Source organism: Arthrobacter sp. Sr24 (assembly GCF_054511175.1).
Genome location: NZ_JBTNDB010000008.1, coordinates 120,035 through 134,822, shown reverse-complemented (window position 1 = coordinate 134,822; position 14,788 = coordinate 120,035). Strand labels below are relative to the sequence as shown.

Genomic DNA, 14,788 nt, shown 5'->3' with positions numbered 1-14,788 from the left:
CGCTCACTGTCCCTCCCCCGGGCTCTCAACTTCGAAAGTTCCGTGATTCTCTGCGATGGAGCCGCGCACTGTCTGTGCGTGAGTCACCATGGGAGATCCCGCCTGTTCGCTTTTCAGTGCGGCCAACTCTGCTTTGGTCCCCATGACCTTGATCAGCCGTGCCTCGATGTCTTGGATGCCTTCACGCACCTGCACAATACTCTCTGGCGTAGGCGCATTCATGGCATGGACATAGAGCGTGGCCGAGCCTCGGTCCACCTCGACCACCAAGGAGCCTGGGATCAGCGACAACACGTGACCTACTGCCGTCATCAGCAGATCTGAGGGGCTGCGCAGCGGCACGGCAATGACGGCGTTGCGAATCCTGGGTCCCTTAACAATGGCCCAGCGCAGCACATGGAAACTGGCAATGGTCACCTGCTTCATGAACCACAGCAGGAATACCAACGCCCGCAGCACGTTGAACCGGCCGCTGAGTTCAATGGGTGGCAAATAGAAGACATGGGTAACACCCACCGAAATCAACGCCCCAAAGAGCAGGTTGCCCGCGCTGAAGTCCTGCCAGAGAGCGCCCCAGACCACTACCAACCAAATCAGTAGTGGCAGTTTTTGCAGGACATTGAGTTTACGCCGTTGTCTTGTCACCTGGCTCATGGGTTGCCCGCCCCGCTGCCCAATACGGCTTCAATGTAGTCGGTGCGTTCGAGCATGCTGGTGGCAGCCTCTTGGCTCAGGTCAAAGAGCGGTCCGGCAAAGACCGTCATGGCAATGCCGAGCAGGACCAGTCCCATAGTTGAGTACACCATCATCTTTGGAAGGATGGGGATCTCATTGTCTCCGGAGAAACGGCCTGATGTGGCGTCAACATGTTTGCTGGTGCGTAGTGCCCGCATGCTTTGTTCTCCCGAGGCATCCGGAGCCGTGGCCAACAGGACCGGTTCCGGATCTTCAGCATCAGCGGTGCTGCGCCAAAATGCGCGGTTCCACACGCGGGCCATGACCAGAAGTGTCAGGAGGCTAGCCACTACACCGCCCACCACCAGGGCGTAGGCCAGAGGCGAACCGTCGGCAACGCCTGCTTGGAGCAGCCCCAATTTCCCAAGGAATCCTGAGAATGGCGGGATGCCGGCCAAATTCATGGCTGGGATGAAGTACAGCACCGCAAGAATTGGCGACAGTTTTGCCAGACCTCCCAGGCGCATGATCGAGGACGTGCCACCTCGCCGTTCAATGAGTCCGGTGACCATGAACAACGAGGTTTGAATGGTGATGTGATGAATGACGTAGAAAATGGTGGCGGCCAGTCCCAGCACTGATGAAAGTGCGGCGCCGAAAATCATGTATCCGATGTGACTCACCAATGTAAAGGACAGCATACGTTTGATATCTGTCTGGGCAATGGCGCCAAATATTCCTACAATCATGGTCAACAGGGCAACCACTAACAGCACGTTATTGAATTGGTCCGAGGGAAACAGCAACGTCTCCGTGCGAATAATTGCGTAGACGCCAACTTTTGTCAGCAACCCGGCAAACACCGCAGTCACCGGAGCGGGTGCGGTTGGGTAGGAGTCAGGAAGCCAGAATGACAGTGGGAAAACTGCGGCTTTAATACCAAAGGCTATGAGCAAGAGCACGTGCAAAAGAGCTTGAGTTCCCGAATCCAGTTCTGCAAGTTTGACCGCCAGATCTGCCAACGTAACTGTTCCAGTGGCTCCGTAAATCATGGCGATAGCAATCAAGAACAGCACCGAGGACACCACGCTGACTACCACGTAGGTGATACCGGCTCGGATTCGGGATCCGGTGCCACCGAGGGTCATCAGCACATAGCTGGCTGTCAATAGGATCTCAAAGCCCACGTAGAGGTTGAAGAGGTCACCAGCCAAGAAGGCGTTGGAGACCCCTGCCATCAGGATCAAGTAGGTCGGGTGGAAGACGGACACTGGTCCGCTCTCTTCACCGTCGGCGGAACCCTGCCCGGTTGCGTAGGCCAGCACTGCCAGGCTCACGGCGGAGGAAACCACTAGCAGTAGTGAGGAAAATTGATCGGCCACCATAACAATGCCAAAGGGTGGTGACCAGCCCCCCAAATGGACGGCAATGGGACCAGTAGTCCATACGCTGGCCAAGAGCCAGACTTCTAGGGCCAAGGTGATCGTGATGGTGCCCAAGCTGACCCGGCGCTGGGCCCGCGGCCGCCGGATCAGTGCAAAGGCTAAGGCCGCACCAAGGAAAGGTAGAACGACGGCGAGCGGAGCAAAACTTGCGACATTCATTCCTTGTCCTTTCTAGGCGATTCATGCTGTTGTGATGTTCGGGGATTCTCCGGCGTATCAGCCCCCAGCACATCAGGATCTGGAACGGGTGCCACTTTCTTGGGACCGATCCCAGGAACTGTCTCTCGCTTTGCGTCCCTATAGGTATTTTCGTGGAAGTCGGAGACTTCAACGGCAATTTCGGAGTCCTCTTCGTCGTCGTACAGTTCCTGCATGGCAACGCGAAGATCTTCGCGGTCAACCTGAATGTGGTCAGCGTTGCTCAGTAGCCAGGACCGGTAGATCAAGCTGAGCATGAAGGCTGTCACGGCGAAGGAAATAACAATGGAGGTCAGAATGAAGGCCTGCGGCAAAGGATCATTGAATGCGTCTGCAGGAATATCTTTATTGAAGATCGGCGCCAAGCCGGCGTAACCACCCGTAGCAAGAAGCAAGATATTCGTGCCGTTGGTCAGTAGCATCACGCCTAGCAGAACCCGCGTCAAGCTCCGTTCCAACAACAAATAGATGCCCACGGAATAAAGCACACCCATGACAAGGAGGAGAGTCAGGTTTACGCTCATCGGCTAGCCTCCAACGGCTCGTCGTCCTCGATCAACTCAATGCCTTCCATGCCGTCCTCTTCATGTTGGTCAATTTCAGACCCCAGACTGCGCAGCACATCAACAACCAGGCCCACCACCACCAGATAAACGCCAATGTCGAAAAGTGTGGACGTTACAAATTTCACGTCCCCAAAGATCGGAAGGTCAAAGGCGATAATGGCGCTTTGGAAGACTTCCCCACCCAAGAACAGCGGAACCGCTCCGGTAATCGCGGCCACGGCCAGACCAAGACCCAGCAGTGTGCCAGCGGAAATGCGCGTGGCTTCAGCCAACTCGAAACGTCCGCCGGCAAGGTAGCGAATAGTCAAGGCCAATCCGGCCACCAGACCGCCAGCAAAGCCGCCACCGGGCGCGTTATGTCCGGCAAGCAGCAGGTAAATCGACATCACGATGATGCTGTGGAAAACCAACCGGGTGACTACTTCAATAATGATGGATCGCTGCTCAGGTGCCAATGTTCGCCCAGCCACGAGCCAAGGGTTGCTCGGTGAGTCCGTAAATTTCTCGGCAATCTTGATCGTCGACCCCAAGCCTGACACCTGCTTGAGCCTGCCAACACTCCCAGACTCTACGGTGATGGCGCGAGGGAGTTTGTGGCCGCGGCCACTGACGAAGATCAAACTGGCGATGCCGGTCGCGGCGATGGCCAGGACAGAAATTTCACCAAAGGTGTCCCAGGCACGAATGTCCACGAGCGTCACGTTGACCACGTTGAGTCCGCCACCTCCCTCGTAGGCGAGCTTGGGCAGCGCCAGGCTCACCGGCTCGTGGATGCGTGAACCCATGGCGAGGATGGCCACGCCCACCATGGTTGCTCCGAAACCGACTCCGAGGATCGCACGGGCCAAACGGTGACTGCCTACTTGCTTGCGTTCCATGAGTTTCGGCGGCAGCGACCGCATGGCCAGCAAGAACGCGACCAGAACAATAGTTTCCACGAGCATCTGGGTCAAGGCGAGATCGGGTGCCCCTTGCAGGGCAAAGATCAAGGCGATTCCGTAGCCGGTGACTGAAACCATGAGCACAGCCATGAACCGCTTGTTGGCCCTAGCAGCCGCGAGGGCGCCAATGACAACAGCCGCGCCGGCGATGATTTGGAAGGGCGAGGTGGGGTCTACAAAGTAGAGGTTTTCAGTCCAGTTCTGTTCGGTCAAGACCAGAACTGCAAGCACTGAGCCGATCGCCGTGGACAGAATAACGGCGAGGTAGAAGAACAGCGAGCCACGCTGAGTACGGCCGGTCACCCAAATGGCCACCGCATCCAAGATGACAATGCTCTGCCGGTAGCCGCGCTCGAAGTCCATCAGCGACGGCGTCATCGACTGGAAAGCTTCCACCTTGTTCCGCATAAGGAACGAAGAAATACCAGCGACAATGACAATGGCACTAAGCCCCAGTGCGGGGGTGAAACCATGCCACAGCAACAGATGCATGCCGTGTGGGTCATATGCGGGGAATTGCTCGCTATAGGGCTTGATCCAGCGTTCAACGGTCTGCGGAGACAAGCCGTAGACCAGCGTCAAAAGACTCAGAAATGCTGGAGCAGCAAGGAACGGCCACCCAATGGGCTTGAACACCGTTGCCATACCCTTGGACTTCGATGCGAAGCCGCCCCACATAAACCGGGCACTGTAGGCGAACGTCAGGATAGAGCCAAGGACCATTCCTACAAGGACACTCCAGCCCACGCCCGCCCCTGCGGGCCCATACATAGCTGAGGCAATAAAGGATTGGAAAATACCTTCTTTGGCAACAAATCCGGCCATCGGCGGAAGCCCTGCCATAGATGCGGCACCAATCAAGGCCACCACACCCAGTTTCGGCGCTGATTTGAACACCCCGGATAGTTCTCGGATATCGCGTGTGCCACTCTGGTGGTCAATAATGCCCACCACCAGGAACAAGGAGGCTTTGAAGAGGCCGTGAGCAAGCACCATGGCCATGCCCGCCAAGGCAGCTTCCTGCCCACCTAGCCCAACCACCAAAGCAATAAAGCCCAGCTGACTAACGGTGCCATAAGCCAGAATCAATTTCAGGTCATATTGACGTAGAGCGCGCCAGCCACCCAACAGCATGGTGCTCAGCCCAAGCACCACGATTATGGCCTGCCAGTAATCAGTCTGTGAGAATCCCGGCGCCAAGCGGGCAATAAGGTAAATTCCAGCTTTCACCATGGCCGCCGCATGAAGATAAGCGCTCACCGGAGTGGGTGCGGCCATGGCGCCAGGAAGCCAGAAGTGGAACGGCAGCAAGGCTGATTTGGTGACAGCGCCGACCAGAAGCAGGGCGATACCAATGTTCAGTGCCGTCTTGGGACTTCCGACGGCGGCCATCAACTCGGGCGCCAAGACCAAGACCTCGGAAATACTGTAGGTACCTGCGGTTTCGCCCACCATAATCAGGCCCACCAACATGGCCAACCCGCCAAAGGTTGTCACAATCAAGGCCTGCAGCGCTGCACGTCTGGCCGCGATACGGGTACGGGCGTAACCAATCAGCAGGTAGGAAAGGACTGTTGTCAGTTCCCAGAAAATAAACAAAAGAATGAGGTTGTCGGCTGTGACCAGACCGAACATGGCCCCCGCGAAAGCGAGCAGCTGGGCACCAAAGCCGCCCAGTCCGGCGTCGTCCGTCTTGAAGTATCTGGCGCAATAGGCCAGTACCAGCGCACCAACGCCGAGGACCAGCAGGGACATCAGCCAGGACAATTGGTCCATTTTGAATGACAGGTCCAGATCCAAGACAGGAATCCAAGGGATCTCTAATGCCGGGCTGGGCAGCGTGTCGGAGAACACATTATTGTATTGCGCCAAGAGCCAAACAAAGCTAGTGGCGGGAACCGCGGCCAGAATATAGAACGCCGAACGGCCCCATCGTGCGAACAAAATGGGCGCGAAGATGGCAACAATGAAGTGCGCACAGAGGACAATCAGCACTAGAAGCTCCACATGTTTCGGGCTGGAAATGAGCGAATCACGGGGTTTAAAGTCGGTTCCCGACCCTCCTATCCTAGCAACCCAGAGCCCTTGTAAATTCCGGGCCGAAGCCTAATGCTCGACATTTGCCAGAACCTTGCAACTGAGTTGGGGAGAGATATGGGCCCGTTCCGTGCGCACTAGCTGAGCGTCCATCGCTTAATGTTCACCTGCCCTACCCCGTCGCGCCGTGTGTGACAGATAGCATGTGGCCTATGACTGAGTATCCTCCCCCCGCCGCTTCCACGCCCGTAGCGACGGCCAAGACCCCCGGGACCATCTGGCAAATCACGGCGTGGTCTTTATGGGACTGGGGTGGGGCAGCGTTTAACGCGGTCATGACCACCTTCATATTCACCGCCCTGTACCTAACCGGGGACGATTTTGGCGGTGCGGATAAGGCCACGGCCACCCTCGCGTTTGCCATGTCCATCTCAGGCTTGGCGATCGCTTTGATAGCGCCGGTTGCGGGGCAACGCACCGACCACAGCGGCCGCCGGAAGTTGTGGCTGGGCATCAATACGCTCATTGTGGCGGTGCTGACAGGAGCATGCTTCTTCGTTCAGCCACAGGAATCGTACCTACTTTTCGGGTGCATGCTAATTGCTGCTGGGCACGTCTTCTTTGAAATTGCAGGCGTTAACTACAACGCAATGCTCTTGCAGATCTCCACCAAGACGAGCATCGGGCGGATTAGTGGTTTCGGTTGGGCGGCAGGATACCTCGGCGGCATAGTTGCCCTGCTGATCGTGTACGTCGCCCTAATCGCCCCCGAAGTTGGCATCTTTGGCATCACCAGCGCCGATGGTATGACGTACCGGGCAGTGGCCGTGTTCTCAGCGCTGTGGATAGTGGTGTTCTCGATTCCCATCTTGTTCGCTATTCCCGAATCAAAGCCCGATCCGAATATGCCCAAGGTGGGATTCTTCCAGTCCTACAAAGAGCTCTACCGAACCATCAAACTTTTGTGGCGCACCGACCGTCACACCGTGTACTTCCTCATTTCCAGCGCAATCTTCCGTGATGGACTGGCCGCCATCTTCACTTTCGGAGCCGTACTGGCCGTAGGATCCTTTGGCTTTAAAACCGGCGATGTCCTGATCTTCGCCATCGCCGGCAATCTGGTGGCGGCCGTGGGCGCCTTGTCCGCGGGCTTCTTCGACGACAAATTTGGTCCCAAGGCTGTCATCGTCACCTCCTTGGTCGGCTTACTCGTCTCCGGCGGGGCGCTGCTCTTCCTCGATGGCAAGAACGCCTTCTGGGTCTTCGGGCTGATCCTGTGCCTGTTCGTGGGCCCAGCGCAATCCTCGGCCAGAACGTTCATGGGCCGGCTGGCACCTGAAGGGCAGGAGGGCGAACTCTTTGGCCTCTACGCCACCACGGGCCGCGCCGTTTCCTTCCTGGCACCTCAATTGTTCGGGCTGTCCATCCTTATATTCGGCGCCCAGCGTTGGGGCATCATCGGCATTTTGGTGGTGCTGCTGCTCGGACTGCTGCTGTTGCTGCCGGTCAAGGCGCCGGCGCATGCCCGCTAACCCCTCATCACCCTTTATGCGTCTAACCCAGCTTCAGTTCAGCGCATAACCTCAGCAGCGTTTCCCTATGCGTCTAACCCGATCTGGGTTAGGCGCACAACCTCAGGAGCGATTCCCTATGCGCCTAACCCGATCTGGGTTAGGCGACCGAGCGTCTATGCACCTGACCCGGCTCCAGTTTGGTGCATAACCTCAGAAGTTCCCCTATGCGCCCAACCCAACTCGAGTTCAGCGTATAAGTGAACTCACGACGGCGGCCGGCACCTTTCCGTGTGGAAGGTACCGGCCGCCGTCGTCAGCTCTGGAGGAAGTAAGCTACTCGCCGAGCTCAATCTTGGTGCGGTGGAAATTCTGGAACGATTTGGACGCCGTGGGGCCGCGCTGTCCCTGGTAGCGGTTCTGGTGAGTTCCAGTTCCGTAGGGGTTTTCGGCAGGTGAGGACAGCTGGAAGAAGCAGAGCTGGCCAATTTTCATGCCAGGCCACAGCTTGATGGGTAGGGTCGCCACATTGGAGAGCTCTAAGGTGATGTGGCCGGAGAAACCGGGGTCAATAAAGCCCGCGGTTGAGTGCGTCAGCAAGCCCAGGCGCCCCAGTGAGGACTTGCCCTCGAGCCGTGCCGCAACATCATCGGGCAACGTGACGGTTTCATAGGTGGAGGCCAGCGCAAACTCACCCGGGTGCAAAATGAACGCTTCCTCGGGATCAACTTCGATCATCCGGGTCAGCTCGGGCTGCTCCTCCGCAGGATCGATGTGCGCGTAGCGGTGGTTGTCAAAAAGTCGGAAGAACCTGTCAATGCGCACATCAACACTTGATGGCTGCACCATGGCAGGGTCGTAGGGGTCCAAGACAATCCGCTTGGCGTCAATTTCGGCACGTATGTCGCGGTCAGAGATCAGCACCCTCTAAAAATAGCGCATCTAGAGCCCAGCCCGGCCGTCAAAGGCGATGCGGGACTATTTTTGCCGTTTTCAGCGTTTCATTAAGCGCGCGCAGTGCCATTTACGCAGCTAAGGTGAGAACCATGAATATTGAAGAGACTCCTCTTCCAGGTATAGGCGTCCGTAGGGAACTGCGCCTTGCCACTGGACGACGCATTGGTGTGGTGACTCACCGTGATGGCCATACCGAACTGATCCTTTCCCGTGTTGACGATCCAGATGCATGCGCCGCCTCCATTCCGCTCAGCGCGGAGGAGGCCGCCGGTTTGGGACAGTTGCTGGGAAACGCCCAGCTGATTGCCCAACTCAGCGCGGAGCACGAAGACGTTTCCGGCATTAGTACGCACCAGATCATGATCCGCAAGGGTTCAAACTTCGCTGGACGCAGCTTGGGTGAAACCCAAATGCGGACACAGACCGGCGCCTCCATTGTGGCGTTGTTACGTGACGGCGATGTGGTTGCTTCGCCGCGCCCTGATGAAGTTCTGCACGTTGACGATATGGTGGTTATTGTCGGAACGGACGACGGGCTGGCAGAGGCTGCCCTGATTTTGCAGTCTCGACCCTAGCGCCAGTTGTGGAATCGACGACCCTTTCCCTCATCCAGCTTGGCATAGTCTTTTTCGGGCTCGGTTTTTTGGGTCGTCTGGCAGGTCGCATTGGTTTATCTCCCGTGCCCCTCTACCTTCTGGGCGGTTTGGCCTTTGGCAACGGCGGATTGGTCAACTTCGGCGGCATCGACGAGTTTGCCCATATTGCCAGCGAGATTGGCGTCATTCTCCTGCTACTTATGCTCGGCTTGGAATATACGGCCAAGGAGCTGGTGACCGGCCTGAAACAGTCCTGGATGGCCGGGCTCTTGGACCTGGTCCTGAACATGCTTCCAGGAGTTGCCGTGGCGCTTATTCTGGGGTGGGGGCCAATCGGCGCGCTCGTCATGGCCGGGGTCACCTACAGTTCGTCCTCGGGAATCATCGCCAAGGTCTTGGGTGATCTGGGCCGCCTCGGAAACCGTGAAACACCGGTGGTGCTGGCCATTTTGGTCATCGAGGATCTGGCCATGGCCGCGTATTTGCCCATCTTAACCGCCGTTTTATCGGGGGTTTCCTTCATGGGCGGGCTCACCGCGGTCGGAATTTCACTGGCAGTGATCACCTTGGTGCTGCTGGGCGCCCTGCGGTACGGGCACATGGTCTCCAACGTTTTGGATAGTCCTGACAGGGAATCGTTCCTCCTGAAGTTGCTCGGTGCGGCGCTGCTGGTAGCGGGCGTGGCGTCTGCGCTGCAGGTCTCGGCAGCCGTGGGTGCTTTCCTCTTGGGAATCGCCATTTCCGGCGGTACGGCAGTAAATGCCACCCGCGTCCTGGAGCCTCTGCGTGATCTCTTCGCCGCCATGTTCTTTGTACTTTTTGGCCTGAACACCGATCCCCGCACCATCCCACCCGTGCTCGGTGTGGCATTGCTGCTGGCGCTGGTCACCACCATCACCAAACTCGTAACCGGCTGGTGGGCGGCCCGGAAGCAAGGCATCGGGGTGCCCGGGCGCGCCCGCGCGGGTGCCGCCTTGATTGCCCGCGGCGAATTTTCCATTGTCATCGCCGGCCTGGCCGTCGCCTCTGGCGCGGTTCCAGTGGAGTTGGCCGCACTGGCCACCACCTACGTTCTGATCATGGCCGTGAGCGGCCCCATCGCCGCCCGCTATGTGGAGCCGCTGGTAAGACTCCTACAAGGAAAAAAGCCGGAACCGGTGTTCTAGCCCCCACCCTCTGTTGCTGGCGTAGCCTCGGTTGACACCCTCTAAACTGCCGAACCACCAGAATGTACGACGGCGGCGCAACAGTTAGATTTTCAGCTGCACCGACGCGTGTCCGGCGTAGAGTATGAAGACCGGCGGAGCACCTGCCGGGCGCGTGAATTATCCAAGGAGATCGTCATGGCTTTTGGAAGACGTAATAAACGCCCCAGCCTATTGGGGACTGCTGCCCGTACGGCTGTTATTGCAGGTACTGCAACGGCTGCCAGCAACGCTGTCAACGCCAAGGCCGCCGGTCAGCAAGCGGCTGCGCAGCAGGCTTCCCAGCAGCAACTCCTTGCCCAGCAGACCTCGATGCTCCCGGTTCCAGGGGCAGTTCCGGCGGCTTCCCCCGAAGCAACAGCATCAGCAGATGACTTGCTCAGCAAGTTAGAACGCCTCGCAGCGTTGCACGCATCGGGTGCTCTCACCGACGCCGAGTTTGCCGCGGTCAAGGCTTCCATCATCAGCTAACTCTCGCAAGGGCGCAGTTCCTCCGCGCGGTTCCGAAAAGCAGTGTTCAGCGCGCAGAACGTCAACGCGCCTTCAGTCATCAGTTCCCCACGCATCTTGAGTGCGCGCCGGGCCGCGCCCCTGTCAGGACTCCCGAGTTCGAGAACGTCACCGCTGCGAAACGCCACAGTGTTGAAATGGTCAGGACCACTTCCATGATCGGGCTAGAATCAATACCGGAACAAAAGCTGCGGTTCGCCGCAGACGTTTCACAATGGTTTCAAAGAATGAAGTTCAATGCGGGCGTAGCTCAATGGTAGAGCGCTAGCTTCCCAAGCTCGATACGCGGGTTCGATTCCCGTCGCCCGCTCTCTGTATCACCTATTGTTGCCCCGAGATTCGCTTCTCGGGGCAACAGTCGTTTAACGTTCCTATGCGTGTAGGGTCGGGCTACGGGGCTATTTTGCCCCTCCTTTAGGGAGCTGACATGGGCGATAAATCACCACGACAAACTGCGTCGAAGAAGTCCAGCAAGTCGATCAAGGAAAAGCGCGCCGACAAACGAGCCGGCGAAGGTACATCAGCCGCTGCTGAAAAACCAACCCCGGGGAAGAAATGAGCACCCCCGCAGCCGGGCTGCGTTTAGGAATCTTGGGCAAGTCGCGCAAGCCGGATGAGCGGCGCGCCCCGATCCACCCCGAACATTTTTCCCGTATGGAAGAAGAACTCCGTGCTCGCATGGTGGTTGAAGAAGGTTATGGTCTGCGTTTTGGTGTCACCGATGAGGTCTTAGCCACTCTGGTTGGTGCCGTGGCTTCCCGCGAGGAGGTCATTGCCGGCTCCGACGTGGTGTTGCTGCCCAAGCCGCAGGCCTCGGATCTTGGCGAACTCAAGGACGGTCAGGTCTTATGGGGCTGGCCGCACTGCGTCCAAGACCGTGCCATCACCCAGCTGGCGATCGATAAGAAGCTGACGCTGATTGCTTTTGAGGCCATGAACCATTGGACCTCCGACGGCGGATTCGGCCTCCACGTTTTCCACAAGAACAATGAGCTCGCCGGCTACTCCTCCGTGATGCATTCACTGGGATTGACGGGTTCCACCGGTGATTACGGCCGTCGTCTCAAGGCCGTGGTGATTGGCTTTGGTGCCACTGCTCGGGGCGCTGTGACGGCCCTGAACGCACTGGGCATCCACGAGGTGCAGGTGTTGACCAGCCGTAATGTTGCCGCCGTCGCCTCACCCATTCACTCCGCCGAAATGGTGCAGTTCGATTTTGCGCCTGAGGCCCCGCACACCGGTTTTGTCATGCTCGAGGACGGAGATGTTCCGCTCAGCAGCTTCTTAGCTGAGGCCGACATCGTGGTGAACTGCACCCTGCAAGACCCCAACGCGCCGATGACCTACCTGACGGAAGCTGATCTGGACGCGTTCCGACCCGGCAGCTTGATCGTGGATGTCTCGTGCGACGAGGGCATGGGCTTTAGCTGGGCCCGCAACACCACCTTCACTGATCCGATGTTTACTGTGGGCGAATACATCAACTACTACGCGGTGGACCACAGCCCCAGTTACCTGTGGAACTCTGCCACGTGGGAAATCAGCGAGGGGCTCATCCCGTTCATTGAACCCGTGTTGGCTGGTCGGGAGGCGTGGGCTGAATCCGAGACCATCACCCGTGCCATAGAAATTTCCGACGGCGTCATCATCAACCCAGCGATCCTCGAGTTCCAGGGCCGCCAGGCTAGTTACCCGCACCTGCCGCTCACAGACGGTTAGGCGCGGCGGCTCGGTTAGGCGCGGCGGCCCAGCTGGGCCGTTACCCGCGGCAGCTCAGCCGAGCTTGGGCACAATGAACACTGGGTTCCTGACGCTGCGCAGATTCACGCGCAGCGTCAGCTGTCCTCGTTTGGCCAAGATCAAGCCGATCACCACGGCGGCCAGGGCGGGCATGCCACCGGCAATCAGGGTGGCCCATTTCACGCCCCAGTTTTCCGCGAGCCAGCCCATGAGTGGCCCACCCAGTGCTTGGCCACCAATCAGAACCATGATGTACAGGCTCATGACGCGCCCACGAATCGATACATTTGTGGACATCTGGACGAGCTGATTAGCGCTGGTCAGAAACAGCAAAGAAGCGAATCCGGCCACCACCATGACAGCACCAAAGGTGATCATGTTCGGCGCGGCCGAGGCAATCATCAGCACAATCCCGTAGCTGCCCGCCGCCGCCATGACACCACGCAGGCGCAGGGTGGCGAAGCGGGTGGAGGCAATGGCCCCGCCTAGTGCGCCGAGCGCAACGAGAGTGTTCAGCAGGCCGTAGCCGCCGGCACCGGCGTCGAACACGTTGTTGGCGTAGGCCGCCATCAGGACCGCAAGGCTCAACCCAAACACGGCGAAGACGGCAGCCATGACCGCTGGCCAGAAGATGGTGGGCTTGCGCAAGGCGTAGCGCACACCCTCCATCAGCTGTCCCTTGGCGCGCTTCACCGGCGGCATTTGCACCAGCTCGCTCTTGCGGATCAGCATGAGGGAAACCACGGTAATGCTGCAGGCGAGCGCATTCGCGGCGAAGGCCCAACCGCCACCCACGGCCATGATCAGCACACCACTGACGGCTGGTCCAATCATGCCGCCCATCTGGAATATGGAGGAGTTCAGGCTGATGGCGTTACGTAGCTGCCGCGGGCCCACCAGCTCGTTGACGAATACTTGGCGTGCGGGTTGATCGGCCACAACCACCAGGCCAAGGACAAAGGCGATCACGTAAATGTGCCACACAGCTAAGTTCCCGGTCAGCGCCAGCACGGCCATGATGGTTGCCAAGATTCCGGCGGCACCTTGGCTGATCATCAGAATCAGCCTCTTGGAGTATCTATCGGCCAGAATTCCGCCGAGCGGCATGAGCAGAAGGGAGGGGATGAACTGCATGAAGACGGTAATGCCAACGGCGGTCACCGAACCTGAGAGTTCCAGCACCATCCAGTCCTGCGCCACGCGCTGCATCCACACGGCAATGGTTGCCACAAGGTTGGCGGAGGCAAAGATGCGGTAATTGCGGATTTTTAGTGAAGAAAAGGTTTGGCTCCACGGCGGGCGTGTGGTCACTAGGTTAATAGGGGCGGTCAGGGCAGCATTCGGTTCTGCTGATGGGGGCGTCAACGCGTTAGTCCTGAGACTCGAGGGTGGGTGTTTACCTTCACAACCCTAGGCAGCCCCAATTCATAACGAAAGGGTATGGTGCCTATAAATACTATTGAGATACGTAATAGTTACAGGAGTCCGGCCATGTCAGATGCCCCGATGTTTGACCCTATCCAACTCAAGAGCTTCTTAGCGTTGGCTGAAACGCGCAATTTCACTCGCGCTGCCGAACGGCTAGGGATTAGTCAGCCCACCGTCAGTCAGCATGTACGCAAGTTGGAGCAGGCCGCGGGGCGCGCCTTGGTCACCCGCGATACCCGTCAGGTCCGTCTGACGGATAACGGCGACGCCATGACAGGTTTTGCCCGCACCATCGTGGCCGCCAATGATCTGGCCACCCGCTACTTTTCCGGTGCTGCCATGCGCGGCCGGCTGCGCTTTGGCACTGCCGATGACTTGGCCATCACCGGCTTGCCGCGGATCCTGCGCGAGTTCCGGCAGCTCTATCCGCAGATTAACTTGGAACTCACCGTCAGCCAAAGCGATCAATTACACCGCCGCCTCAAGGCAGGGGCACTGGATTTGGTGTTTGTGAAGTGGGTGTCCGGGGCGCAGGAAGGTGAGGTGGTTAAACAGGACACCTTTGCATGGGTGGGACTGGAGGAAACGGTTCTTGATCCTGGCGCACCAGTTCCGGTCATTGTGTATCCGGCCCCGAGCCTGAGCCGCAAGCTTGCCCTCGATGCGCTCGAAAACGCCGGGCGAACGTGGCAAGTCACCTGCACCACCAAGCAGATCAGTGGGGTCTTGGCAGCGTTGCGGGCAGGGATCGGCATAGCCGTGATGCCGACGTCGTTGGTTCCAGAAGATCTGAAAATCATCACCAAACGCTTTGATCTGCCCTCGGTGGGCGATGTGGACTTCACCCTCATCCGCAATCCACTGGCCAACACCGAGGTGGTGGACGCCCTAACCCGGGCCATCATGGGCCGCAAACTCACCCCGGTGAGCCGTCGGTAACATAGCTCACAGCCAAGCCACACCTCGGCACGGTAGACTT

At 58.4% G+C, this 14,788-nt stretch carries 13 protein-coding genes and 1 tRNA gene; 8 read left to right on the top strand and 6 right to left on the bottom strand.

Features of this window, described 5'->3' with window-relative positions; translation table 11 throughout:
• Positions 1-3: 3 nt before the first annotated feature.
• From ACX80D_RS07950 to ACX80D_RS07935, 4 genes are read right to left on the bottom strand one after another with little or no spacing between them, the layout of a single operon-like run.
• Positions 4-654, bottom strand: coding sequence for a Na+/H+ antiporter subunit E (locus tag ACX80D_RS07950; protein ID WP_459322099.1), 651 nt, complete (start codon positions 652-654; stop codon positions 4-6).
• Positions 651-2,279 (bottom strand): Na+/H+ antiporter subunit D, encoded by a 1,629-nt coding sequence (locus tag ACX80D_RS07945; protein WP_459322098.1) that lies wholly within the window; start codon positions 2,277-2,279, stop codon positions 651-653. The genes ACX80D_RS07950 and ACX80D_RS07945 overlap by 4 nt, the downstream gene beginning before the upstream one ends.
• A complete protein-coding gene (locus tag ACX80D_RS07940; RefSeq protein WP_459322097.1) occupies positions 2,276-2,842 on the bottom strand; it encodes a Na(+)/H(+) antiporter subunit C in 567 nt (188 codons plus the stop codon). The genes ACX80D_RS07945 and ACX80D_RS07940 overlap by 4 nt, the downstream gene beginning before the upstream one ends.
• Complete coding sequence (locus ACX80D_RS07935; protein ID WP_459322096.1) at positions 2,839-5,820, bottom strand: Na+/H+ antiporter subunit A; 2,982 nt, start codon at positions 5,818-5,820, stop codon at positions 2,839-2,841. The genes ACX80D_RS07940 and ACX80D_RS07935 overlap by 4 nt, the downstream gene beginning before the upstream one ends.
• 254 nt (positions 5,821-6,074) lie before the next feature.
• On the opposite strand from ACX80D_RS07935, the gene ACX80D_RS07930 reads away from it, so the two are divergent.
• Positions 6,075-7,394: an MFS transporter gene (locus ACX80D_RS07930; protein WP_459322095.1), complete on the top strand. Its 1,320-nt coding sequence runs from the start codon at positions 6,075-6,077 to the stop codon at positions 7,392-7,394.
• A gap of 315 nt (positions 7,395-7,709) precedes the next feature.
• Here the strand turns inward: ACX80D_RS07930 and dcd are convergent, their stop codons facing one another.
• A complete protein-coding gene (gene dcd, locus ACX80D_RS07925) occupies positions 7,710-8,297 on the bottom strand; it encodes a dCTP deaminase (RefSeq protein WP_459322094.1) in 588 nt (195 codons plus the stop codon).
• A 122-nt stretch (positions 8,298-8,419) separates the two neighbouring features.
• Between dcd and ACX80D_RS07920 the strand changes: the two genes are divergently transcribed.
• From ACX80D_RS07920 to ACX80D_RS07895, 6 genes are all read left to right on the top strand, one after another.
• Complete coding sequence (locus tag ACX80D_RS07920; protein ID WP_459322093.1) at positions 8,420-8,905, top strand: cation:proton antiporter regulatory subunit; 486 nt, start codon at positions 8,420-8,422, stop codon at positions 8,903-8,905.
• 8 nt (positions 8,906-8,913) lie between these two features.
• Complete coding sequence (locus tag ACX80D_RS07915) at positions 8,914-10,092, top strand: cation:proton antiporter (RefSeq protein WP_459322092.1); 1,179 nt, start codon at positions 8,914-8,916, stop codon at positions 10,090-10,092.
• Between the two features lie 177 nt (positions 10,093-10,269).
• Positions 10,270-10,602, top strand: a complete 333-nt coding sequence (locus ACX80D_RS07910) for an SHOCT domain-containing protein (RefSeq protein WP_459322091.1) — start codon at positions 10,270-10,272, stop codon at positions 10,600-10,602.
• A gap of 278 nt (positions 10,603-10,880) precedes the next feature.
• Positions 10,881-10,951, top strand: a tRNA-Gly gene (locus ACX80D_RS07905).
• Between the two features lie 117 nt (positions 10,952-11,068).
• On the top strand, positions 11,069-11,200 hold the full coding sequence (locus ACX80D_RS07900) for a hypothetical protein (protein ID WP_459322090.1): 132 nt from the start codon (positions 11,069-11,071) through the stop codon (positions 11,198-11,200).
• A complete protein-coding gene (locus ACX80D_RS07895; protein ID WP_459322089.1) occupies positions 11,197-12,360 on the top strand; it encodes a N(5)-(carboxyethyl)ornithine synthase in 1,164 nt (387 codons plus the stop codon). Before ACX80D_RS07900 ends, ACX80D_RS07895 begins: the two co-directional genes overlap by 4 nt.
• A gap of 54 nt (positions 12,361-12,414) precedes the next feature.
• Here the strand turns inward: ACX80D_RS07895 and ACX80D_RS07890 are convergent, their stop codons facing one another.
• Complete coding sequence (locus tag ACX80D_RS07890) at positions 12,415-13,692, bottom strand: MFS transporter (RefSeq protein WP_459322088.1); 1,278 nt, start codon at positions 13,690-13,692, stop codon at positions 12,415-12,417.
• A 195-nt stretch (positions 13,693-13,887) separates the two neighbouring features.
• On the opposite strand from ACX80D_RS07890, the gene ACX80D_RS07885 reads away from it, so the two are divergent.
• On the top strand, positions 13,888-14,748 hold the full coding sequence (locus ACX80D_RS07885) for a LysR family transcriptional regulator (RefSeq protein WP_459322122.1): 861 nt from the start codon (positions 13,888-13,890) through the stop codon (positions 14,746-14,748).
• Positions 14,749-14,788 lie beyond the last annotated feature (40 nt).